This window comes from Enterococcus hailinensis (assembly GCF_045862035.1).
Lineage (GTDB): Bacteria > Bacillota > Bacilli > Lactobacillales > Enterococcaceae > Enterococcus_A > Enterococcus_A hailinensis.
Genome location: NZ_BAAFRV010000018.1, coordinates 1 through 23056 on the forward strand (window position 1 = coordinate 1; position 23056 = coordinate 23056).

The following is a 23056-nucleotide window of genomic DNA, read 5'->3' on the forward strand; positions in this document are numbered from 1 at the left end:
TACTCAAACAAATAGTGTGGTGGCGATAGCGAGAAGGATACACCTGTTCCCATGTCGAACACAGAAGTTAAGCTTCTTAGCGCCGATTGTAGTGAGGGGTTGCCCCTTGTGAGATTAGGACGTCGCCGCGCTGTAATTATTCCGGCATAGCTCAGTTGGTAGTAGCGCATGACTGTTAATCATGATGTCGTAGGTTCGAGTCCTACTGCCGGAGTTTCTCGAAAGAGAATTTATAGAGTATTGGGCCTTTGTGCTCCTTTCTTGGAGAGTTGTCCGAGTGGCCGAAGGAGCATGATTGGAAATCATGTAGACGGGTAATCCTGTCTCAAGGGTTCGAATCCCTTACTCTCCGTAACACAAATTTTACTGGCCCGTTGGTCAAGCGGTTAAGACACCGCCCTTTCACGGCGGTAACACGGGTTCGAGTCCCGTACGGGTCATTTAATTAAATATGGAGGTTTAGCTCAGCTGGGAGAGCATCTGCCTTACAAGCAGAGGGTCAGCGGTTCGATCCCGTTAACCTCCATTCGGTTCCGTGGTGTAGGGGTTAACATGCCTGCCTGTCACGCAGGAGATCGCGGGTTCAAATCCCGTCGGGACCGCCATTTAATTAAAAATAAAAACTTTAAGCTATTATTTATGGCGCGGTAGCTCAGTTGGTAGAGCAACGGATTGAAGCTCCGTGTGTCGGCAGTTCGATTCTGTCCCGCGCCACCATGGAGGAGTAGCGAAGTGGCTAAACGCGACGGACTGTAAATCCGTTCCTTAGGGTTCAGTGGTTCGAATCCACTCTCCTCCATTTGTTTCAGGGGCATAGTTTAAAGGTAGAACAGCGGTCTCCAAAACCGTTAGTGTGGGTTCAATTCCTGCTGCCCCTGTTTTTCTAATATGGCGATCGTGGCGAAGTGGTTAACGCACCGGATTGTGGCTCCGGCACTCGTGGGTTCGATTCCCATCGATCGCCCTTTTCATTGGGGTATAGCCAAGCGGTAAGGCAAGGGACTTTGACTCCCTCATGCGTTGGTTCGAATCCAGCTACCCCAGTTTTCTCAGAAAAGGTTAAGAAATTTTCTTGACAATTATTGTTCTGAGAAGAAAAAAATAGTATAATGGCGGTATAGCCAAGTGGTAAGGCAGAGGTCTGCAAAACCTTCATCACCGGTTCAAATCCGGTTACCGCCTTAGTACTAAAATAGCAATAGTATTATAGACATGCCGGCGTGGCGGAATTGGCAGACGCGCTGGACTCAAAATCCAGTGCCCTCACGGGCGTGCCGGTTCGACCCCGGCCGCCGGTATTAAAGAGCTAAGATGTTATTTCATCTTAGTTTTTTATTTGAAATTGAATAGGTAATATGGCGATCGTGGCGAAGTGGTTAACGCACCGGATTGTGGCTCCGGCACTCGTGGGTTCGATTCCCATCGTTCGCCCTAAAAAACTCAGGAGTTTTTGAGTTTCAAATTTAGACAAAGTGCTAATATTTAGTACTTTGTCTTTTTTTATTTATCAAAATATAAGTAAACATGCACAAATAAATCTTATAATTATTTGTTATTATAAGAATACTAGCATTATTGATTTCTATTTTATTTATGACTCAGTAAAATAGAAATTCGATGAAATAAGAGAGTGTTCATGCTTAGACCTAGTTCTTATAACTAATTTGAGAAGGGTTTAATGTTTATTTAGTATTAAAAAGTTTTAGAAGCCTCAACAATTGTTGAGGCTTTTTTGTTTTGTAAGGAAGTTAATTAAAATTATCAAAAATAATTCAATAAATTTCATTGACTTTTAATTTTTAAAGCATTATAGTATAAAAAAATAATTAAAGAATTGTTAGAAAAGCAAGGAGAAGATTTTTATGCGCAAGAACAGACACAATGATTTTAGCCAATACGTCTTATTAATTATTATGTCCAGGACTTAGAACGCGGTAGTTTTAAACCGTTATTTTGAGTCCTGTTTGTGTTACGAATGGGATTCTTGCTAAAGTATCCCATCAATTATTGATGGGATACTTTTTTATTTAAGGAGATGTATTTATGAGAAGCGATCAAATCAAAAAAGGTATCGATGCAGCACCGGCTAGAAGTTTATTATATGCAACAGGTCAAGTAAAAAATATAAAAGATATGGATAAACCCTTTATTGCTATCTGCAATTCTTATATCGATATTGTTCCTGGGCATGTACATTTACGTGAGTTGGCAGATATAGCAAAAGAGGCAATTCGTGAAGCAGGAGGAATTCCGTTTGAATTTAATACGATTGGTGTTGATGATGGTATTGCCATGGGTCATATTGGTATGCGGTATTCTCTGCCTAGTCGGGAACTGATAGCTGATTCTGCAGAAACAGTGATCAATGCACATTGGTTTGATGGAGTATTCTATATTCCTAATTGTGACAAAATCACACCAGGGATGATTATGGCAGCTGTTAGAACAAATGTACCGGCAATATTTTGCTCTGGAGGCCCAATGAAGGCTGGAATTGATCCTCGTGGACATCAGGCCACACTATCTTCAATGTTTGAAGCTGTAGGAGCATATAAAGACGGTCAAATGACAAAAAATGATTTTCAATTTATGGAGCAAAACGCTTGTCCGACTTGTGGTTCTTGTGCGGGTATGTTTACTGCTAATTCAATGAATTGCTTGTTAGAAGTATTAGGCTTGGCTTTACCAGGGAATGGAACTGTATTGGCTGTTTCTGATGAGCGTCGTGAATTAGTTCGTAAATCAGCAAAACACTTAATGGAGTTAGTCGAAAAACAAATTAAGCCGCGAGATATCGTGACAAAAGAAGCAATCGATGATGCCTTTGCATTAGATATGGCTATGGGAGGATCGACAAATACTGTTTTACACACACTAGCAATTGCTAATGAAGCAGAAATTCCTTATAACCAAGCAGACATCAATGAGATTGCGAAACGTGTGCCGTATCTCTCAAAAATTGCTCCTTCTTCTAGTTATTCGATGCATGACGTCCATGAAGCTGGTGGTGTTTCAGCAATCATTCATGAATTAGTTTCTATCGAAGGGGCTATCCATCCAGACCGAATAACGGTAACAGGAAAAACGATTCGAGGAAATGTAGCGGATGCAAAAATTAATAATCCTGAAGTGATCCATCCAAAGAGTAATCCATATAGTAACGTAGGCGGGCTTTCAATTTTATATGGGAATATTGCTCCTGAAGGAAGTGTCATTAAAGTTGGTGGTGTCGATCCTAGCATTAAGGTCTTTAAAGGTAAAGCAATTTGTTTCTCTTCTCATGACGAGGCGGTTGATGCAATTGATAATCATACAGTTAAGAAAGGCCATGTCGTTGTGATTCGCTATGAAGGACCTAAGGGAGGACCTGGTATGCCAGAAATGTTGGCACCTACTTCAAGTATCGTTGGCCGCGGATTGGGTAAAGACGTGGCATTGATTACTGATGGACGCTTTTCAGGTGCAACAAGAGGAATTGCCGTTGGACATATCTCTCCTGAGGCAGCAGCGGGCGGACCAATCGCTTTAGTTCAAAATGGAGATGAAATTACAATTGATTTAACCAATCGCACACTGAACGTTGAAATTTCAGAAGAAGAATTAAATCAACGGAGAGAAAAATTGGAAAAATTCTATCCTAAAGTCAAAAAGGGATGGTTAGCACGTTATTCAGCATTGGTTACCTCAGCACATACTGGCGGGGTTATGAGATTACCTGAATAGGAGGACTGTGAATGGAAACTATTAAACAAATGAACGCAGAAGATAAAAAAATTTCTGGAGCCAATTTATTATTAGACTGTCTAGCAAATCAAGGGGTGGAACTAATATTTGGTTATCCTGGTGGTGCAGTCTTGCCATTATATGATGCATTGTATGACGAAAAAATCCCTAATGTTTTGACTAGGCATGAGCAAGGAGCCGTTCATGCAGCAGAAGGATATGCTAAAGCAACTGGAAAACCTGGGGTAGTGGTTGTCACTAGTGGTCCAGGTGCGACAAATGTTGTCACAGGAATCGCGGATGCTATGAGTGACTCTGTTCCATTAGTTGTTATTACAGGGCAAGTAGCAACTGACGGGATAGGAAAAGATGCTTTTCAAGAGGCAGATATGCTGGGGATTACTTTACCAATCACTAAACATAATTTTCAAGTTAGAGATGTCACCGAATTACCGAAAATTGTAAATGAGGCTTTTCATATTGCAACAACTGGAAGAAAAGGACCTGTATTGATTGACTTACCTAAGGATATGACTATCTCGAAAACATTCCCCAAAATTGACAATGTGGTCAAATTGGATAGCTATCAACCTACAGTGACACCGGCAGTTTTACAGATTGAACGTTTGATGGGTCTGCTGAAGAAAGCTAAAAAACCAGTCCTGCTGATAGGTGCAGGAGTGATAGCAGCAGAAGGAGCAGACGAACTTCGCCAATTTGTTGAACGATATAAAATACCAACTGTTTGTACTTTACTTGGCTTAGGACTATTGCCTCATGATCATCCACAATTATTAGGAATGGGTGGGATGCATGGCACTTATGCAGCAAACATGGCATTGATGGAAACGGATCTGTTGATTAATATTGGTAGTCGTTTTGATGATCGATTAGCTTGTTCGCCAGAGTCATTTGCTCCGTATGCCAAAATCGTTCATATTGATATTGATCCTGCAGAGATTGGAAAAGTTATTACGACAGATGTTCCTATTGTTGGGGATGCACGGATTGCTTTAGAACAACTGCTTGCCTGCGATGAGATTTCGATTGATTGTGAGGCCTGGCGTGATTTATGTCAAAAGAGGAGAGCAAAGTATCCGTTAAAGTATTCTTTTGAATCAGGAGTTATTAAGCCGCAAGAAGTTATTGAGCGTGTTGGTGAGATTACAGGAGGCTCTTCTTATGTGGTTACAGATGTAGGCCAACACCAAATGTGGGCGGCACAATTTTATCCATTTAACTTTCCCAAACAATTGATCACAAGTGGTGGGCTTGGAACGATGGGCTATGGTATCCCAGCAGGTATTGGCGTGAAAATCGCCAAGCCAGAAGATTCTGTCGTTGTTTTTGTTGGAGATGGTGGATTTCAAATGACAAATCAAGAACTAGCTATTTTAAATCTGAATAATTTAGATATTAAATTTGTTTTATTGAATAATCATTCTTTAGGCATGGTTCGTCAGTGGCAAGAAACATTTTTTAATCAGAGAAGATCTCGTTCAGTATTCGACGAACAACCTGATTTTATGAAATTAGCTGAAGCTTATGGAATTTCGAGTACTAAGATTAGTGATCCGGCCACTTTATCAGAAGATTTAGCAACTGCTTTTTCAGTTAAAGGGCCAATGTTGATTGAAGTAGTTGTCTCAGATAAAGAACATGTACTGCCCATGGTACCGGCAGGGATGCCAAATGATAAAATGCTAGGGGTTGACTGATTGATGAAAAGAATGATTACGGCAATGGTGCGAGACAAAGCAGGTGTTTTGAGTCGTATCTCCAGTGTATTGAATAGAAGACAAGTTAATATTGAAAGTATTTCTGTTGGTTGAACTGAAATAGCAGGAGAATCACGCATGACGATTATGATTCGGGCAGACAATTTGGCTGATGCTGAACAAGTAACAAAACAATTGAATAAGCAGATTGATGTAATCAAAGTATCTGATATTTCAGATGAACCGCATTTGGAAAGAGAACTGGCCTTAATCAAGGTCAATGCTCCGGCGGCAATTCGATCAGAAATTCAAGCAATGATCGATCCTTTTCGAGCAGATGTCGTCGATGTTAGTTTGAAAACAATTGTCGTTCAAGTAGCTGGTTCTGATGAAAAGGTCAATACGTGCATCGATGTCTTAAGGCCTTATGGAATCAAACAATTAGCACGAACCGGTATTACTGGTTTTAGTAGAGGTTAATCGCAAATTATTGCTTTTAATAGATTAGAAAATTAGAAAAAAATTGGAGGAATAATTCATGGTTAAAGTTTATTATGATGACGCAGTAGAAAAAGATGCTTTAGAAGGGAAAACAATTGCAATCATAGGTTATGGCTCACAGGGCCATGCACATGCACAAAATCTTAGAGATACAGGACATCAAGTAGTGATCGGCGTACGTGAAGGAAAATCAGCGGATGCTGCTAGAAAAGATGGCTTTAATGTAAGTCCAGTATCAGAAGCGACAAAAGCTGCACAAGTGACCATGATTTTAGCTCCAGATGAAATTCAAGGGAGTTTATATGAAAAAGAGATTGCCCCTAATTTGGATGAAGGCGATGCATTAGCATTTGCTCATGGGTTTAATATTCATTTTGATGTAATCAAACCGCCTAAGAACGTCGACATCTTTTTAGTCGCACCAAAAGGACCAGGACATTTAGTTCGCCGGACATTTGTTGAAGGTTTTGCAGTCCCTTGTTTATTTGCTGTTCATCAAGACGCAACAGGAACTGCTCGAGAATTAGCACTATCTTATTCAAAAGGAATTGGTGCAACTAGAGTAGGAGTCTTGGAAACAACTTTCAAAGAAGAGACCGAAACAGATTTATTTGGTGAACAAGCGGTCTTGTGTGGTGGTTTGACGAGCATGATCGAAGCCGGTTTTGAAACCTTGGTCGAAGCAGGTTATCAACCAGAATTAGCTTATTTTGAAGTTTGTCATGAAATGAAATTGATTGTTGATTTGATTTATGAAGGTGGATTTGCTAATATGCGCCATTCTATCTCAAATACAGCCGAATATGGTGATTATGTTTCTGGTCCACGAGTAATCACTTCGGAAACAAAAGCCAATATGAAAGCTGTTTTAACAGATATCCAAAACGGAAAATTTGCCGAAGGTTTTATTGCAGACAACCAAAATGGATTCCCGAAATTCAAAGAAATGCGTGCTAAAAATGGCGGGCATCAAATTGAAGCTGTGGGTAGTGAATTAAGAAAAATGATGCCTTTTGTAGGACATAAAGATTAGACTGACAAACTAGTTTCTTACCATAATAAATTTAATAAATTTCAGGAAAGCGAACGTTGCAGCGTTCGCTTTTTTTAGTAAGGAATGATCACTAATAATTCAGGATGATCATTAAGTTGTAATTCTTTGAGCTGTAGTTCAGGATGTAAAATAATTCTTGATTGGGCGTTAAAATGTTCAACAAAATAATTTTTTATTTGCTCATCGGTCCATTGGCGAGCAGGGAAATGCTGAAAATTTTTCCCATTATACATAAAAACAAACCCCGTACTCCAAGCTTGCTGTATTTCTTGTGGTACTTGAGAAATCCTTTTTTCAAACGAAACCATCGTGGTCAACTCCTTAACAAATGAGTGTTTGAATCCATTATGTCTGAAAAAATTTCTATCGTCCAGTAAATGAGAGACAAAATATTTGGAGTTTGACCAATTCTGATGTATGATGACTTCGGATAGTTAATTACTTACAAAAAGTAAAAGTGTTAATCTTTTTCATTTAGCAAAAAATGATTTACACTATATCCGTAAAAGTTTTTATTTTTTAGGAGGTTTGTTTATTATGGCAAAAGAACATTATGATAGAAGTAAACCACATGTTAATATTGGTACCATTGGTCACGTCGATCACGGTAAAACAACATTAACGGCAGCAATTACAACGGTATTAGGCAAGAAAGGTCTAGCAAACCCTCAGGACTATGCTAGTATCGATGCTGCACCGGAAGAACGTGAACGTGGAATCACAATTAACACGGCACACGTGGAGTATGAAACAGAAAAACGTCACTATGCACATATTGATGCTCCAGGACATGCGGACTACGTAAAAAATATGATTACTGGTGCTGCTCAAATGGATGGTGCGATCTTGGTTGTATCAGCAACTGATGGCCCAATGCCCCAAACACGTGAACATATTTTGTTATCACGTCAAGTTGGAGTAAAACATTTGATTGTTTTCTTAAATAAAGTTGATTTAGTTGATGATGAAGAATTGATTGATTTAGTGGAAATGGAAGTACGTGAATTACTTTCTGAATATGGTTTCCCAGGTGATGATATTCCTGTACTTAAAGGGTCTGCATTGAAAGCTTTGGAAGGTGATCCTGAACAAGAACAAGTTATTTTGGACTTAATGGATACTGTTGATGAATATATCCCAACACCTGAACGTGATACAGACAAACCTTTCTTGTTACCAGTTGAAGATGTCTTTTCAATTACTGGTCGCGGAACTGTTGCTTCTGGACGTATCGATCGTGGGGAAGTCAAAGTCGGCGATGAAATTGAAATTATCGGGATCAAACCTGAAGTTCAAAAAGCAGTCGTTACCGGACTTGAAATGTTCCGTAAAACATTAGACTATGGTGAAGCTGGTGATAATGTCGGTGTATTATTACGTGGAATTACTCGTGATGAAATCGAACGTGGTCAAGTATTAGCTAAACCAGGTTCAATCACACCTCATACTAAATTCCAAGCTGAAGTGTATGTATTAACGAAAGAAGAAGGCGGACGTCATACACCGTTCTTTAATAACTATCGTCCACAATTTTATTTCCGTACAACTGACGTAACAGGGAATATCGTGTTACCTGAAGGTACTGAGATGGTTATGCCAGGCGATAATGTAACGATCGATGTTGAATTGATCCATCCAATCGCAGTGGAAAAGGGAACTACTTTCTCTATTCGTGAAGGCGGACGGACTGTTGGTTCTGGTATCGTTACCGAGATTGAAGCATAATAAAAAACGTAGCGCAGCCATGCGTTACGTTTTTTTGTGCAAAAAGATATAGGATATCTACAATGTACCAGAATGGATATTTTGATTAATAGTCCAACTAATTGTCTAATAGCAAGAATAGTTGATGATTATTACCGTTTATCGAAGCAAGAACGGTAAGAGAAAATGAAGGAGTCAATATGGTAGTGACGACACCAACTAGCTATGAAGTACTATCAATTTTCCCGACACCAGCAGAACTACAAATGATTGCTGAAAAGGCACTTTCAAGTGACGATGGGATTGTTCGTAGTCGTATTGAGATTGATCAAGAGGCTATTTTTCATGTATTGAGAAATTATTGAAAAAAACCGCGAAATCTAAATGATTTCGCGGTTTTTTTTGGATTATACGTTCAAAACTTTGTTCAAGAAGTCTTGGGTTCTTGGATTTTGTGGATTACTGAAGACTTGTTCTGGTGTACCATCTTCTAAGATCTTTCCACCATCAGTAAAGATGACACGGTCAGCTACTTCTTTAGCAAAGCCCATTTCATGAGTTACGATCACCATCGTCATTCCTTGAAGTGCTAAATCTTTCATAACTTTCAGCACATCACCGACCATTTCAGGGTCAAGAGCAGAAGTGGGTTCATCGAATAACATAATGTCTGGATTCATTGCTAATGCTCGAGCAATAGCAACCCGTTGCTTTTGTCCACCCGATAAGCTATCTGGGTAAACATCTTTTTTCTCAGCTAGTCCAACTTGACCTAGCAATTCGATGCCGCGTTTTTCAGCGGCATCTTTCTTTTCACCTTTACGATCGATAGGAGCTAAAGTGATATTTTGTAGCACAGTAAGATGCGGGAACAGATTGAAATGTTGGAATACCATCCCGATATGTTGACGGACTAAATTGATATCGGTATGTTTGTCTGTCAAATCTTGTCCATCAATAATGATCTCACCAGAAGTTGGATCTTCTAAACGATTCATACAACGTAAGAAAGTACTTTTACCTGAACCTGAAGGTCCGATGATACAAACAACTTCACCTTCACTAATACTGATATTCAAGTCATTCAAGACAGTGTTATCACCAAATTTTTTGACTAAATGATTTACGACGATTTTTTTATCCATTGTATTTTCCATTTATTTCACCTTCTTATCTAAACGGTTAGCTAATTTAGTTAGGATCGTAATCAAGATCAAGTACATGATCGCGATGATCAAGTAAACGTATGAACTTTGAGTTGTTCTAGCCACGATGATTTTACCAGTTTGCAGAAGCTCTACAACACCGATAGCAGAAATAATCGTTGTATCTTTCAAACTGATAACGAATTGATTGATGAAAGAAGGGATCATAATTTTAACTGCTTGCGGTAAGATAATTTTTTGCATGGTTCGATTGTATGGCAAACCTAAACTACGAGAGGCTTCCATTTGACCAACGGGCACTGCATTGATACCACCACGTACGATTTCGGCGATATAGGCACTAGCATTCAACGTTAATGTAATGATCCCGGCTGCAAAGTCTGGAATTTTGATTCCTGTGATTCCTGGCAAGCCGAAGAAAATGAAGAAGGCTAATACCATCATTGGAATCCCGCGGATAATATCGATATAGATACCTGCTAATAATCGTAATGGGCGTGAAGGAGAGACACGGAACAAACCGAAAATTACACCTACTACTAAAGCTAAAGCAAATGAAACTAAAGCTAAGACGATTGTTTTCCATAAACCTTCTAATAATGATTTATAGTTATTTTTCAATAAACCAGTGATTGTGGATTCATCGACAGCATCTTTTTTCTCTTCGCTGCCTGAACCAATATATTTATCAACGATCTTATCGTATTCACCAGTTCGTTTTAATTCTTTCAAACCTTCTGTAAACATTTCCCGAAGTTCAGGATTTTCACCTTTTTTAACAGCAAAACCATATTCACCGCCGACTTCGCGCTTGATTGGTGTTTTTAGGTCTTGGCCTTGTTGAACGGCATAACCGATAACCGGATAATCATCCATCATAGCGTCGATCGAACCGACTTTTAAGGCATCGTATAATTGGTCAGCTGCATCGAAACTCTTAATTGTGTAGCCATATTCTTTTTTATGAGCCTCTAAGAAGTCAGCACTTTCCGTACCAACTTTAGCACCAACTGTTTTGCCTTTTAAATCTTTATATTCTTTAATATCTTTATTGTCTTTAGCAACTGCTAATTGAATTCCACTTTGGAAATAAGGATCTGAAAAATCATAATTTGCTTTTCGTTCATCAGTCATAGTCATACCGGCGATCATACCGTCAGCTTGACCAGATTCTAATGCTTGCATAGCAGAGGAGAAGCCAATAAATTTGAAATCGATCTTGAATCCTTGAAGTTCAGCGATTCGAGTTAATAAATCAACATCGATCCCTTTGTATTTTCCGTCACTGTCTTTATATTCAAAAGGTGCAAAAGCTGAATCGCTGGCGATAACATACACATCTTTTTTCGGTTCAATTTTTTTCATTTGGCTCGTAGAAGTACTATCGCTTGAGCCACTTGAAATATATTTGCTGACGATTTTGTCATAAGTTCCATTTTCTTTTAAATCTTTCAATCCAGCATTGAATTTTTTCAATAATTCTTGATTTTCACCCTTTTTAACAGCAAAGCCATAAGCACTGCCTTCTTCAGGTTCACCGACAAGTTTGAAAGGTTGTCCATTTGACACGGCGTAGCCTAATACTGGATAGTCATCAAAAATTGCTTCAGAATTTCCGTTACTTAAAGCATTATACATAGCATCGGCAGCTTCGTATAATTTGACTTCATAACCGTATTTATCTTTGTTATCTTCTAAGAAAGTAGCACTTTCAGTCCCAATTTTTGCAGAAACTGTTTTACCTTTTAAATCAGCATAATCTTTGATATCGTTATTGTCATTTTTAACAGCCATTTGAATTCCGCTATCAAAATAAGAATCAGAAAAATCGAAAGTTTTTTTACGTTCATCAGTAATACTCATGCCCGCGATCATACCATCTAATTGATCTGATTGAACTCCTTGGATCGAACTATCAAAACCTAAAGGATTCAAGTCCACTTTGAAACCTTGATCCTTTGCAATTTCTTTAAGTAAATCAACATCGATCCCGATATATTCCCCGTCAGAATTTTGAAACTCAAAAGGAGCGAACGTTAAGTCAGTCCCAATTTTATAAGTTTTTTCCGCCGCGTGAGTTTTCGTAGTGAAGCCGAGTGTTAAAAGACTTGCCACTAAGAAAAATACGAAAGGAATTAATTTGTTTTTTCTCATAGTAATCCTCCTATATACTTATCATTCGTTTATTATAAGTTAGCCTAATACTAAAATACAAGTAGCTGGACTGTCTATGTGAAAAAAATCTGAATTTTGATGACACGAAATGTAAGGAAAGTTAACATGAGTAGTTTAAGAAATCGTTTAGCACAAGGAGAATAAATAGCGAAAATATGTTCGGTATGCTATAATTTTTGGATAAGAGATTATTTATCTTACTATTAAAAGGAGGGTTTTTGCGTGATTGAAAGAGTAACAGATAATGAGTTTGACCTCCATTCAAAATATCAGCCTGCTGGCGATCAACCGGAAGCTATTTCGCAATTGACCGAAGGTGTCGTCAATGGAAAAAAAGCACAAATACTGTTAGGTGCTACGGGTACTGGGAAAACATATACCATTTCAAATGTGATCAAAGAAGTTAACAAGCCAACTTTGATCATTGCTCATAATAAAACATTAGCTGGACAGTTGTATGGAGAATTCAAAGAATTTTTCCCCAACAATGCTGTAGAATATTTTGTCAGTTATTATGATTATTACCAACCTGAGGCTTATGTGCCTTCAAGTGATACGTATATAGAAAAAGATTCTAGTGTCAATGACGAAATCGATAAACTCCGTCACTCAGCTACCAGTTCATTACTTGAACGAAATGATGTGATCGTAGTTGCCTCGGTTTCGTGTATTTTTGGTTTAGGATCACCGAAAGAATATATGGAACAAGTTGTTTCGTTACGTGTTGGGATGGAAATGGATCGAAATCAATTACTCCGCAAACTCATCGACATTCAATTTGAGCGAAATGACATTGATTTTCAACGGGGACGTTTTCGTGTTCGTGGGGATGTAGTAGAGATTTTTCCTGCTTCTCGTGATGAACATGCGCTACGCGTAGAGTTTTTTGGTGACGAAATCGAACGTATTCGAGAAGTCGATGCATTGACCGGTGAAATTACCGGCGAAACGGAGCATGTGGCGATTTTTCCAGCGACTCACTTTTTAACGAATGAAGATCATTTAGAACATGCCATCAGTAATATCCAAGCAGAACTTGCTGATCGCTTAGAAGTCTTGAATAGTGAAAATAAGTTGCTAGAAGCTCAACGATTAGAGCAACGAACAAATTATGATATCGAAATGTTGCGGGAAATGGGCTATACTTCAGGCATCGAAAATTATTCGCGCCATATGGATGGACGTAAAGAAGGAGAGCCGCCGTATACGTTGATTGATTTCTTTCCAGATGATTTCTTGATGGTAATCGATGAATCGCATGTGACGATGCCTCAAGTTCGCGGAATGTATAACGGTGACCGAGCACGAAAACAAATGTTAGTTGATTATGGATTCCGCCTACCGTCCGCTCTAGATAATCGTCCATTACGCTTGGAAGAATTTGAAGAACGAGTTAATCAAATCGTTTACGTCTCAGCTACGCCCGGTCCTTATGAACATGAAGAAACGGACACTGTTGTTGAACAAATCATTCGGCCGACTGGTTTATTAGATCCAGTGATCGATGTTCGCCCGATTATGGGACAAATCGATGACCTAGTTGGAGAAATTAACGAACGAGCAGAACGGAATGAACGGGTCTTTGTCACGACTTTGACGAAAAAAATGTCAGAAGACTTGACAGATTACTTTAAAGAATTAGGCATCAAAGTAAAATACTTGCATAGTGATATTAAAACGTTAGAACGAACTGAAATTATTCGAGATCTGCGTTTAGGTAAATTTGATGTTTTGATCGGAATTAACTTATTACGTGAGGGTATCGATGTTCCGGAAGTTTCATTAGTAGCTATTTTAGATGCAGATAAAGAAGGTTTCTTGCGGAGCGAGCGTTCGCTAGTCCAAACGATTGGACGGGCGGCTCGAAATTCTGAGGGTAAAGTAATCATGTATGCAGATAAAATTACTGATTCAATGCAACGTGCGATGGATGAAACGACGCGTCGTCGAAGCATTCAAGAAGCTTATAATGAAGAGCATGGAATCGAACCAAAAACGATTATTAAAGAGATTCGTGATTTGATCTCAATCAGCAAGGTGGCTGAAAAGTCAGCTGACTATGATACGACTTCTTATGAAGACCTGTCTAAAGAAGAACGTAAAGAATTACTTGCGAAGATGGAAGAAGAAATGCGTGAAGCAGCTAAGGCTTTAGATTTTGAAACAGCTGCAACATTGAGAGATACGATTTTAGAACTGAAGGCAGCCGAATAGACTATCGGCTGGTTTCAGTTTATTGACTATTTTTTATTTCTCAGTATACTAAGAAATCTTGTTAAAAAATGCTCTATATAATAGAAGAAAAACGAAATTAAAAATGAAATGGGAGAAATAAATGGCAAATGATAAAATAGTGATTCATGGAGCGCGTGCGCATAATTTAAAAAACGTCGATGTCACGATCCCTCGTGACAAGATGGTAGTTGTTACTGGTTTGTCTGGTTCTGGGAAAAGTTCATTAGCCTTTGATACGCTATATGCTGAAGGCCAACGCCGTTATGTGGAAAGTTTATCTGCATATGCACGCCAATTTTTAGGTCAAATGGATAAACCGGATGTTGATAGTATCGATGGCCTTAGTCCGGCTATTTCAATCGATCAAAAAACGACAAGTAAAAATCCTCGCTCGACTGTTGGAACGGTAACTGAGATCAATGACTACTTACGTTTGTTATTCGCACGAGTGGGGCATCCAATCTGTCCAAACGATCATATTGAAATTACTTCTCAATCGGTGGAACAGATGGTTGATAAAGTATTGGAGCTGCCTGAACGTACAAAAATCCAAATCTTAGCACCGGTTGTGGCTAAGAAAAAAGGTCAGCACAAAAAGGTATTTGAAATGATCCAACGCGAAGGATATGTTCGGATGCGTGTTGATGGTGAACTTTATGATGTGACCGAAGCACCGGAATTAACGAAAAATAAAAAGCATGATATCGAAATCATTGTTGACCGGATCGTAGTAAAAGATGGCATACGCTCAAGACTATTTGATTCATTCGAAGCAGCATTACGTCTGGCAGAAGGGTATGCGATCGTCGATGTGATCGGTGAAAAAGAAATGTTGTTCAGCGAACACTATGCTTGTCCTTACTGTGGCTTTACTGTTGGTGAACTAGAACCACGTTTGTTTTCATTTAATGCACCTTTTGGCGCGTGCCCAGACTGTGATGGCTTAGGTGTGAAATTAGAAGTCGATATGGATTTAGTAATTCCTGATCAAAGTAAAACATTACGTGAAGGCGCGCTGATTCCTTGGAATCCCATCAGTTCGCAATATTATCCGCAAATGTTAGAACAAGCCTGTCAAAGTTTCAATATCGATATGGATACACCCTTCGAAGAATTACCAAAAGAGCAACAAGAGATTATTTTAAATGGATCGAATGGCGAAAATTTCCATTTCCATTATGAGAATGATTTTGGTGGCGTGCGAGATGTCGAGGTTCCATTTGAAGGAATTATCAATAATATCAATCGCCGTTATAAAGAAACAAATAGTGATTTTACGCGCGATCAAATGCGTTTGTATATGACGGAATTGACTTGTCAAACGTGTCATGGTTATCGCTTGAATCCTCAAGCCTTGTCAGTTCAAATCAACGATACCAATATTGGTCAAGTCAGTGAAGACTCAATCAATGGAACGTTAGAATTTTTTGAAACGGTTATTTTAAGTGAACAAGAAAAAGTGATCGCAAAACCGATCTTAAAAGAAATCAAAGATCGTTTGAGTTTCTTGCGCAATGTCGGATTGGATTATCTGACATTGAGTCGAGCAGCAGGTACCTTATCTGGCGGAGAGGCTCAACGGATCCGTTTAGCTACGCAAATTGGTTCTAATTTATCAGGTGTCCTATATATCTTAGATGAACCGTCGATTGGGTTGCATCAACGAGACAATGATCGCTTGATCGAATCATTGAAAAAAATGCGGGATTTAGGAAATACATTAATCGTGGTAGAACACGATGAAGATACGATGCGTGCAGCGGATTATTTAATTGATGTTGGTCCTGGAGCAGGTGATCAAGGTGGAGAAATCGTTGCTGCCGGAACACCAAAAGAAGTCGAAGCTAATCCAAATTCCCTAACAGGACAGTATCTATCAGGTAAACGAGAAATTTCGGTGCCAAAAGAGCGTCGCGAAGGCAATGGTAAGAAAATAAAAGTAACCGGTGCGGCAGAGAACAATTTAAAGAATGTCGATGTAGAATTTCCATTAGGAAAATTTGTTGCTGTGACTGGGGTTTCAGGTTCGGGTAAATCAACATTAGTGAATCAAATTTTGAAAAAATCATTAGCACAAAAGTTGAATCGTAATTCTAATAAACCTGGTAAGTTCAAAAAAATCACTGGCTATAAGCATATTGAAAAACTTGTAGACATCGATCAAAGTCCGATCGGTCGAACTCCCCGCAGTAACCCGGCAACGTATACGAGTGTGTTTGATGACATTCGTGATTTATTTGCGCAAACCAATGAAGCGAAGATTCGCGGATATAAAAAAGGCCGTTTTAGTTTTAATGTTAAAGGCGGGCGTTGTGAAGCCTGTCGGGGCGATGGAATCATCAAAATCGAGATGCACTTTTTACCAGATGTGTATGTCCCTTGTGAAGTTTGTCATGGCAAACGATACAATTCAGAAACATTGGAAGTTCATTATAAAGGGAAAAATATTGCTGATATTTTAGAAATGACGGTTGAAGATGCAGTCGAATTCTTCAAACATATTCCAAAGATCCACCGGAAATTGCAAACGATCGTCGATGTTGGTTTAGGTTATGTGACGATGGGACAACCGGCTACGACTTTGTCAGGTGGGGAAGCCCAACGAATGAAGTTAGCTAGTGAGTTGCATAAAAATTCTAACGGAAAAAACTTTTACATTTTGGATGAACCGACAACAGGATTGCATACAGATGATATTGCTCGTTTATTGAAAGTCTTGGAACGTTTTGTTGATGCTGGAAATACTGTTTTAGTCATTGAGCATAATCTTGATGTAATCAAATCAGCAGACTACGTGATCGACTTAGGTCCAGAAGGCGGCGATGGCGGCGGAACGATTTTAGCTACTGGAACGCCGGAAGAAATTGCGGCAGTACCTGAAAGTTATACGGGTCATTACTTAAAACGAGTGTTAAAAAATAAATAACTGATAAAGCTTAATGCAAGTAAAGGATTCTTCTTTGCTTGCATTTTTCTTTATGGTATGATTATCAAGGATTTAGAATGAGAAGGTGTAAAAATAATATGACTGAAAAACAAAAATTTGTACCGATTTTGTTAGGAAGCGACATCAACGTTTACGGGATGGCTCGTTCCTTTCATGAAGCTTACGGAATTATTTCGGAAGCTTATGCAGGCTTGCAATTAGCACCGACAAAATATAGTAAAATCGTCAATGTTCACGTGGTGCCTGGTTTTGATAAGGATCCAGTGTTCTTAGAACAGATGCGTGAATTAGGAAAAAATACTTACAATGATCCTGCGACTAAATATCTTTTGATCGCTTGTGGTGACGGGTACGCAGAACTAGTTTCACAACATAAAGAAGAGCTTTCTGAATGGTTTATTTGCCCTTATATCAACTTTGATCTTTTGCAACGTTTAATCAGTAAAGTAAGCTTCTATGAAATTTGCGAAACTTACGATCTGCCTTATCCAAATACGTTTATCATTACGGAAGACATGTTGGAAGCTGGGAAATTGAAACAAGATTTACCATTTGATTTTCCAGTCGCATTGAAACCCGCAAACAGTGTCGAATGGCTATCAATCGACTTTGAAGGACGTAAAAAGGCCTTTATTTTGGACACACGTGATGAATTTGATGTCATTATTGAACGGATTTACCAAGCAGGCTATACGAGCGAAATGATCGCCCAAGACTTTATTCCTGGTGATGACAGCAATATGCGTGTATTGAATGCTTATGTGGATCAAAATCATCAAGTTCGCATGATGTGTCTAGGTCATCCGCTATTAGAAGATCCTTCACCTGAAGCAATCGGAAATTATGTGACGATCATGCCGGATTACAATAAAAAAATCTATCAAACGATCAAAGGCTTCCTTGAGAAAATCGACTATACTGGTTTTGCAAATTTTGATATGAAATATGACCCTCGTGATGGTGAGTATAAATTATTCGAAATCAATTTGCGACAAGGCCGCAGCAGTTTCTTCGTGACCTTGAACGGTTTTAACTTGGCTCAATATGTTACTGAAGATCGGGTCTTTGAAAAACCATTTACAGAAACGATTTATGGGAAAGCAGAGCCTAAAACATCGATGTTATGGATGGGCGTACCTAAAGGCGTTTTTGAAAAATTTGCTCGCAACAACGCAGACAAAGAAAAAGCCTTAGAGATGATCAAAAATGATCATTGGGGCACCACTGTCTTTTATAAAAAAGATATGTCGATCATGCGTTGGATTTTAATGAAATATATGTTCAGCAAATACAAAGGACGTTTTGATTTATTCTTTAAAGAGAAAGAAGGATAGAGATGGAGAATTTCTTTAGTATTCTCGGCGGTATGGGAACAATGGCAACAGAAAGTTTTGTTCGTATTTTGAATCAACGAACTAACGCCCATAATGATCAAGAATATTTGAATTATGTCATGTTCAATCATGCAACGGTACCTGATAGAACTTCATACATCTTAGACCATTCGGCTGATAATCCCTTACCATTTTTAATGGACGATATTGAAAAGCAAAATCTGTTAAAGCCCGAATTTATTGTGTTGACTTGCAATACAGCACATTACTTTTTTGATGAATTACAAGCAGCTACTGAGATCCCGTTAGTTCACATGCCGCGTGAAGCAGTCAATGAAGTGGCGAAACGTCATCAAGCGGGAGACAAGATAGCTGTGTTAGCTACTGCTGGCACCATGACTGCTAAAGTTTATCAAACAGCTTTAGAAGCAAGAGGCTTCGAAGTTTTGGTGCCTGATAATGATTTGCAAGCAAAAATCAATCATTTGATTTATCATGATGTAAAAGAAAATGATTTTATCAACAGCGAGTTGTATTTAGAGATTCTTTCAGATGCAATGGAAAAATGCGGTTGTCAAAATGCGATTTTAGGCTGTACAGAATTATCCTTAGTACAAGAACTAACGAAGGATGTGCCATATCCAGTGATCGATGCTCAATCGATCTTAGCTGATCGTACAATTGAATTAGCTTTGAAAAACAGATCTTCTAACTAGAAGGTCTGTTTTTTTACTTAAAAAAGTGAAAGAACAATAAAAAAGTAGCAAAGACACGCCAGGAGTGTTATAATTTTTTAGAAGGCAAAGAAGTTTGCCTTTTTTTCATGCAAAAATGATTAAACAATAAAATGTTCGTATCGATTCAATGGATCGATTTATAGAGAGTATATGTAGCGGAATTTTTTTCAGCTATGATTTGAATAGTGCTTAAATTAGAGAGGAGTGACACAAATGACTGAAAGTTTACATTTGGTAGTCATCACTGGTATGAGCGGTGCCGGGAAAACCGTTGCGATTCAAAGTTTTGAAGATATGGGATATTTCTGTGTAGATAATATGCCTCCGGGCTTGATTCCAAAATTTTGGGAATTGATCCGTGAATCTGGAAAAGTAACCAAGATTGCTTTAGTAGTCGATTTACGTTCTCGTTCATTTTTTGAAGATATTCAAAGAATGCTAGTAGAGATCGAGAATACCGGATTCATTGACACGAGTATTTTATTTTTAGATTGTTCAGATGAAGAATTAGTTTCTCGTTATAAAGAAACCCGTCGAGCTCATCCGCTAGCGATGGATGGTTTGGTGACGGAAGGGATTCGTAAAGAACGAGCTATTCTGGAAGATTTAAAAATGCGCGCAACGCTTACGATCGATACGACTGAATTGACTCCACGTCAATTGCGAGAACAAATCAATCAATCATTTAAACAAAAAGATGATGCGGGATTCCACGTTGAAATGCTCTCCTTTGGTTTTAAATACGGCCTGCCCATCGATGCAGATATTGTGATGGATGTGCGTTTTTTGCCAAATCCTCATTATATTCCTGAATTGCGACCGCAGACGGGCTTAGATCAACCGGTCTATGATTATGTGATGTCTTTTCCAGAGACAGAAGGATTTTATTCCAATTTTGTTCGTTTGATCATGGATATTTTGCCGGGCTATATCAAAGAAGGAAAAAGTTCTTTGACGATCGCCATCGGCTGTACTGGTGGACAACATCGTTCGGTGGCATTATCGGAACGTATTGGCAAAGCGATCAAAGAAGCAGATTACAAAGTGAATATCACGCACCGCGACAAAGATAAACGGAAAGAGACGGTGAATCGCTCATGAAAATGAAAACGTACCGTATTCGCAAACCGAAAATTGTTGTGATCGGCGGAGGAACCGGTCTGCCCGTTATTTTGAAAAGTTTGCGCAATCAAAGTGCCGAAATCACTGCAGTCGTAACCGTAGCAGACGATGGCGGCAGCAGTGGTGAATTGCGTAATTCGATTGATATGGCACCGCCAGGCGATTTGCGTAATGTGCTAGCTGCGCTGTCTGATATGCCGAAATTGTATGAAGATCTTTTTCAATATCGCTTCCAAGCAAGTGATAATTTTCTAGCTAATCATACGATTGGTAACCTTTTGATTGCTGCATTATCTGAAATGCGCAATAGTACTTATGAAGCGATTCAACTACTATCGAAAATGCTTCATGTGGACGGACATATTTATCCGTCTTCTGAAACCCCATTAGTATTGCATGCAGAATTTACTGATGGAACAAGTGTGGTTGGAGAATCTAAAATCGCTCTTGATCGAAAAACGATCGACCATGTTTATGTAACGGAAAAAAATGGAGACCGTGCTGTTCGTGCTGCTCGCAAAGTTGTTGCGGCGATCGAAGAAGCCGACATGGTCGTATTAGGTCCTGGATCGTTGTTCACAAGTATCTTGCCTAATTTAGTGATTGAAGAAATTGGCGAGGCGGTTCGTAAAACAGCTGCTGAAGTTGTTTATATTTGTAATATCATGACACAAAAAGGGGAAACGGAACATTTTAGTGATGCAGACCATATCCGGGTGCTTCACAAACATTTACAAAGTAAATTTATCGATACAGTTCTAGTAAACACAGAACATGTCCCTGATGGATATATGGATCCAGAGGTTTACGATGAATATCTAGTACAAGTCACTCATGATTTCAATGGGCTAAGAGAAGAAGGCTGTCGGGTCGTTTCGACCGATTTTCTAGAACTTCGTGATGGCGGCGTCTTTCATGATGGCGACAAAGTAGTTGATGAATTGTTCCGTATCGTTTTTGGAGCGAAAATTTAAGAAGGAGGACTCGTCATGTCTTTTGCAGCGGAAGTTAAAAAAGAATTAACGGGTCTTGAAGTCAAAAAAAATCTCGCACAAGCTGAGTTGTCTGCTTTGATTCGAATGAACGGCTCTCTCAGCTTGAGCAATCATCAATTTGTTTTGAATGTCCAAACAGAAAATGCAGCGATTGCTCGACGAATTTTTACTTTAATGAAAGAACATTATGGCGTCCGGAGTGAATTACTCGTGCGTCGAAAAATGAAATTAAAGAAAAACAATGTTTACATTGTACGACTTAAACAAGAGACCCAAAGAATATTATTAGACTTGGATATCATGGATGGTCTAATGTTCCAACCTAATATTGCGCCAGATATCAAAAATTCTGATGAAAAAACGCGGGCTTATTTACGGGGAGCATTTTTAGCTTCCGGTTCGGTGAATAATCCTGAAGTTAGTCGCTATCATTTAGAAATATCTTCAATTTACGAAGAGCACAATCAAGATATCTGTGATTTGTTGAATCAATTTGATTTAAATGCGCGAACACTTGAACGCAGAAATGGTTTTATCACCTATTTGAAGGGTGCGGAAAAAATTGCGGACTTTTTGACATTGATCGGTGCGACCAATTCAATGTTGAAATTTGAAGACGCTCGTATTGTTCGTGATATGCGAAATTCAGTGAATCGCTTAGTAAATTGTGAGACGGCGAATATGAATAAAACGATCGATGCTGCTTCGAAGCAAATCGATAACATTCGTTTTATAGAATCGACGGTGGGATTACAAGCATTGCCCGAGAAACTGCAAGAAATTGCGGAGCTACGAATGCAAAATCCTGAGATTAGTCTGAAAGAATTAGGAGAGATGATTCCTTCTGGCTCGATTTCTAAATCAGGTATCAATCATCGCGTTCGAAAAATCAATGATTTTGCGGATAACCTAAGAAAAAAAACCGTTTGATCAACAAACGGTTTTTTTCATTTTTATTCAGTCAAGTAACTTGTTAAAGTGGCTTCATCAATTGATTCATCAAAAATATGTTCGCCAATCACTACGGTCGGAACGAACTTGATAGTTGCTTGGTCCGCTTCGTTGCGAATCTCTTGTTGAAGTTCACGGTTGGCTTGTTGTTCAAAATGCAAAGTATTCTCAGCGTATTTCGCCACATCTTCAAGCTCAAAGTCACCCCAAGTATCTTGAGTATCATAGGCTTGTTGGATTTGTATCAATGCTTTGTCAGCATCCGGGCTAATGTATTCGTGCATGACATTACCGCGCTGTAAGCTGATTTTGTCTTTGTCTAACAATTTAATGATCCGTTGAACTTTTCCATCAGCAACTGCTTGATCGAGTGTTGCACGCGATTCCTCAAACCATTGTTTACAGTAGGGACAGCGCAGATTCATAAATTCGATGATTTTTTTCGGCGCATCATCCGAACCAATTTTGATTCCGTTGAAGTCATTAACAAGTGATGCTTTGATTACAGAAATATCCACAAAAACACGTCCTTTCTATTACTAGTGTACAAAAAAATGAATAGAAAACAAAACTTTTTTAACTATTCAAATGAAAAGAACGAAAGTATTATTTTAAATTTTGTTGCAGTGGTTTATAATAAGTGCGTCATTATAAAGTTTATACGAATGTTGTCTTTTTTTAGTTTGTTAAAAAG

The 23056-nt window shown here is 38.7% G+C and carries 16 protein-coding genes, 13 tRNA genes, 1 rRNA gene and 1 pseudogene; 27 read left to right on the plus strand and 4 right to left on the minus strand.

Annotated elements, in window-relative coordinates; all coding sequences use genetic code 11:
* Nucleotides 1–15 precede the first annotated feature (15 nt).
* The 18 genes and pseudogenes from rrf (at nucleotide 16) to ilvC (ending at nucleotide 6975) form a co-directional block, all read left to right on the plus strand.
* Nucleotides 16–131, plus strand: a 5S ribosomal RNA gene (gene rrf / locus ACKTSC_RS11145).
* Nucleotides 132–140: 9 nt separating this feature from the next.
* Nucleotides 141–214, plus strand: a tRNA-Asn gene (locus tag ACKTSC_RS11150).
* A 49-nt stretch (nucleotides 215–263) separates the two neighbouring features.
* Nucleotides 264–352: transfer RNA gene (locus ACKTSC_RS11155), tRNA-Ser, on the plus strand.
* 16 nt (nucleotides 353–368) lie between these two features.
* Nucleotides 369–440 (plus strand) — tRNA-Glu (locus ACKTSC_RS11160).
* 13 nt (nucleotides 441–453) lie between these two features.
* Nucleotides 454–526: transfer RNA gene (locus ACKTSC_RS11165), tRNA-Val, on the plus strand.
* A 3-nt stretch (nucleotides 527–529) separates the two neighbouring features.
* Nucleotides 530–605, plus strand: a tRNA-Asp gene (locus ACKTSC_RS11170).
* A gap of 36 nt (nucleotides 606–641) precedes the next feature.
* Nucleotides 642–717 (plus strand) — tRNA-Phe (locus ACKTSC_RS11175).
* A gap of 1 nt (nucleotide 718) precedes the next feature.
* Nucleotides 719–799, plus strand: a tRNA-Tyr gene (locus tag ACKTSC_RS11180).
* Nucleotides 800–807: 8 nt separating this feature from the next.
* Nucleotides 808–878 (plus strand) — tRNA-Trp (locus ACKTSC_RS11185).
* A 13-nt stretch (nucleotides 879–891) separates the two neighbouring features.
* Nucleotides 892–964: transfer RNA gene (locus ACKTSC_RS11190), tRNA-His, on the plus strand.
* 8 nt (nucleotides 965–972) lie between these two features.
* Nucleotides 973–1044, plus strand: a tRNA-Gln gene (locus tag ACKTSC_RS11195).
* A gap of 67 nt (nucleotides 1045–1111) precedes the next feature.
* Nucleotides 1112–1182, plus strand: a tRNA-Cys gene (locus tag ACKTSC_RS11200).
* Between the two features lie 32 nt (nucleotides 1183–1214).
* A tRNA-Leu gene (locus ACKTSC_RS11205) sits at nucleotides 1215–1298 on the plus strand.
* A gap of 60 nt (nucleotides 1299–1358) precedes the next feature.
* Nucleotides 1359–1431, plus strand: a tRNA-His gene (locus ACKTSC_RS11210).
* Nucleotides 1432–2043: 612 nt separating this feature from the next.
* Complete coding sequence (gene ilvD / locus ACKTSC_RS11215) at nucleotides 2044–3723, plus strand: dihydroxy-acid dehydratase (RefSeq protein ID WP_407857624.1); 1680 nt, start codon at nucleotides 2044–2046, stop codon at nucleotides 3721–3723.
* A gap of 11 nt (nucleotides 3724–3734) precedes the next feature.
* Complete coding sequence (gene ilvB, locus ACKTSC_RS11220; protein WP_407857625.1) at nucleotides 3735–5441, plus strand: biosynthetic-type acetolactate synthase large subunit; 1707 nt, start codon at nucleotides 3735–3737, stop codon at nucleotides 5439–5441.
* A gap of 3 nt (nucleotides 5442–5444) precedes the next feature.
* Nucleotides 5445–5921: pseudogene (ilvN, locus tag ACKTSC_RS11225) on the plus strand (acetolactate synthase small subunit).
* 58 nt (nucleotides 5922–5979) lie between these two features.
* Nucleotides 5980–6975 (plus strand): ketol-acid reductoisomerase, encoded by a 996-nt coding sequence (ilvC, locus tag ACKTSC_RS11230; protein ID WP_407857626.1) that lies wholly within the window; start codon nucleotides 5980–5982, stop codon nucleotides 6973–6975.
* Nucleotides 6976–7049: 74 nt separating this feature from the next.
* On the opposite strand, the gene ACKTSC_RS11235 is transcribed toward ilvC, so the two are convergent.
* Nucleotides 7050–7304: a hypothetical protein gene (locus tag ACKTSC_RS11235; protein ID WP_407856315.1), complete on the minus strand. Its 255-nt coding sequence runs from the start codon at nucleotides 7302–7304 to the stop codon at nucleotides 7050–7052.
* 229 nt (nucleotides 7305–7533) lie between these two features.
* On the opposite strand from ACKTSC_RS11235, the gene tuf reads away from it, so the two are divergent.
* Both tuf and ACKTSC_RS11245 read left to right on the plus strand, forming a co-directional pair.
* Nucleotides 7534–8721, plus strand: a complete 1188-nt coding sequence (gene tuf, locus ACKTSC_RS11240; RefSeq protein ID WP_332581073.1) for an elongation factor Tu — start codon at nucleotides 7534–7536, stop codon at nucleotides 8719–8721.
* Between the two features lie 179 nt (nucleotides 8722–8900).
* Complete coding sequence (locus ACKTSC_RS11245) at nucleotides 8901–9065, plus strand: hypothetical protein (protein WP_332581072.1); 165 nt, start codon at nucleotides 8901–8903, stop codon at nucleotides 9063–9065.
* Nucleotides 9066–9107: 42 nt separating this feature from the next.
* Here ACKTSC_RS11245 and ACKTSC_RS11250 read toward each other — a convergent pair whose 3' ends face one another.
* Both ACKTSC_RS11250 and ACKTSC_RS11255 read right to left on the minus strand, forming a co-directional pair.
* Nucleotides 9108–9845, minus strand: a complete 738-nt coding sequence (locus tag ACKTSC_RS11250; protein WP_332581080.1) for an amino acid ABC transporter ATP-binding protein — start codon at nucleotides 9843–9845, stop codon at nucleotides 9108–9110.
* 12 nt (nucleotides 9846–9857) lie between these two features.
* Nucleotides 9858–12020 carry an amino acid ABC transporter substrate-binding protein/permease gene (locus ACKTSC_RS11255; protein WP_332581071.1) on the minus strand — a complete coding sequence of 721 codons (2163 nt, stop codon included), beginning with the start codon at nucleotides 12018–12020 and terminating at the stop codon, nucleotides 9858–9860.
* A 243-nt stretch (nucleotides 12021–12263) separates the two neighbouring features.
* Between ACKTSC_RS11255 and uvrB the strand changes: the two genes are divergently transcribed.
* The 7 genes from uvrB (at nucleotide 12264) to whiA (ending at nucleotide 22341) form a co-directional block, all read left to right on the plus strand.
* The gene (gene uvrB / locus ACKTSC_RS11260) at nucleotides 12264–14255 is read left to right on the plus strand and encodes an excinuclease ABC subunit UvrB (RefSeq protein ID WP_407856312.1); all 1992 of its coding nucleotides are present in this window, start codon (nucleotides 12264–12266) and stop codon (nucleotides 14253–14255) included.
* Between the two features lie 121 nt (nucleotides 14256–14376).
* The gene (gene uvrA, locus ACKTSC_RS11265) at nucleotides 14377–17202 is read left to right on the plus strand and encodes an excinuclease ABC subunit UvrA (protein ID WP_407856311.1); all 2826 of its coding nucleotides are present in this window, start codon (nucleotides 14377–14379) and stop codon (nucleotides 17200–17202) included.
* Between the two features lie 98 nt (nucleotides 17203–17300).
* Nucleotides 17301–18557, plus strand: coding sequence for a carboxylate--amine ligase (locus ACKTSC_RS11270; protein ID WP_407857627.1), 1257 nt, complete (start codon nucleotides 17301–17303; stop codon nucleotides 18555–18557).
* 2 nt (nucleotides 18558–18559) lie between these two features.
* Entirely contained in the window at nucleotides 18560–19273 is a 714-nt protein-coding gene (locus ACKTSC_RS11275; RefSeq protein ID WP_407856309.1) for an amino acid racemase, read from the plus strand.
* Nucleotides 19274–19507: 234 nt separating this feature from the next.
* Nucleotides 19508–20395: an RNase adapter RapZ gene (gene rapZ / locus ACKTSC_RS11280; RefSeq protein WP_332581066.1), complete on the plus strand. Its 888-nt coding sequence runs from the start codon at nucleotides 19508–19510 to the stop codon at nucleotides 20393–20395.
* The gene (locus ACKTSC_RS11285; protein WP_332581065.1) at nucleotides 20392–21390 is read left to right on the plus strand and encodes a gluconeogenesis factor YvcK family protein; all 999 of its coding nucleotides are present in this window, start codon (nucleotides 20392–20394) and stop codon (nucleotides 21388–21390) included. The genes rapZ and ACKTSC_RS11285 overlap by 4 nt, the downstream gene beginning before the upstream one ends.
* A 15-nt stretch (nucleotides 21391–21405) precedes the next feature.
* Nucleotides 21406–22341, plus strand: a complete 936-nt coding sequence (gene whiA / locus ACKTSC_RS11290; RefSeq protein WP_332581064.1) for a DNA-binding protein WhiA — start codon at nucleotides 21406–21408, stop codon at nucleotides 22339–22341.
* A gap of 23 nt (nucleotides 22342–22364) precedes the next feature.
* Here whiA and ACKTSC_RS11295 read toward each other — a convergent pair whose 3' ends face one another.
* Nucleotides 22365–22880: a thioredoxin domain-containing protein gene (locus tag ACKTSC_RS11295; RefSeq protein ID WP_332581063.1), complete on the minus strand. Its 516-nt coding sequence runs from the start codon at nucleotides 22878–22880 to the stop codon at nucleotides 22365–22367.
* Nucleotides 22881–23056 lie beyond the last annotated feature (176 nt).

Excerpts from the sequence above, each read along its gene's own strand:
- ilvD (WP_407857624.1), top strand. The coding sequence starts at position 2,044 with ATGAGAAGCGATCAAATCAAAAAAGGTATCGATGCAGCACCGGCTAGA.
- ilvB (WP_407857625.1), top strand. The coding sequence starts at position 3,735 with ATGGAAACTATTAAACAAATGAACGCAGAAGATAAAAAAATTTCTGGA.
- ilvC (WP_407857626.1), top strand. The coding sequence starts at position 5,980 with ATGGTTAAAGTTTATTATGATGACGCAGTAGAAAAAGATGCTTTAGAA.
- ACKTSC_RS11235 (WP_407856315.1), bottom strand. The coding sequence starts at position 7,304 with ATGGTTTCGTTTGAAAAAAGGATTTCTCAAGTACCACAAGAAATACAG.
- tuf (WP_332581073.1), top strand. The coding sequence starts at position 7,534 with ATGGCAAAAGAACATTATGATAGAAGTAAACCACATGTTAATATTGGT.
- ACKTSC_RS11245 (WP_332581072.1), top strand. The coding sequence starts at position 8,901 with ATGGTAGTGACGACACCAACTAGCTATGAAGTACTATCAATTTTCCCG.
- ACKTSC_RS11250 (WP_332581080.1), bottom strand. The coding sequence starts at position 9,845 with ATGGATAAAAAAATCGTCGTAAATCATTTAGTCAAAAAATTTGGTGAT.
- ACKTSC_RS11255 (WP_332581071.1), bottom strand. The coding sequence starts at position 12,020 with ATGAGAAAAAACAAATTAATTCCTTTCGTATTTTTCTTAGTGGCAAGT.
- uvrA (WP_407856311.1), top strand. The coding sequence starts at position 14,377 with ATGGCAAATGATAAAATAGTGATTCATGGAGCGCGTGCGCATAATTTA.
- ACKTSC_RS11270 (WP_407857627.1), top strand. The coding sequence starts at position 17,301 with ATGACTGAAAAACAAAAATTTGTACCGATTTTGTTAGGAAGCGACATC.
- ACKTSC_RS11275 (WP_407856309.1), top strand. The coding sequence starts at position 18,560 with ATGGAGAATTTCTTTAGTATTCTCGGCGGTATGGGAACAATGGCAACA.
- rapZ (WP_332581066.1), top strand. The coding sequence starts at position 19,508 with ATGACTGAAAGTTTACATTTGGTAGTCATCACTGGTATGAGCGGTGCC.
- ACKTSC_RS11285 (WP_332581065.1), top strand. The coding sequence starts at position 20,392 with ATGAAAATGAAAACGTACCGTATTCGCAAACCGAAAATTGTTGTGATC.
- whiA (WP_332581064.1), top strand. The coding sequence starts at position 21,406 with ATGTCTTTTGCAGCGGAAGTTAAAAAAGAATTAACGGGTCTTGAAGTC.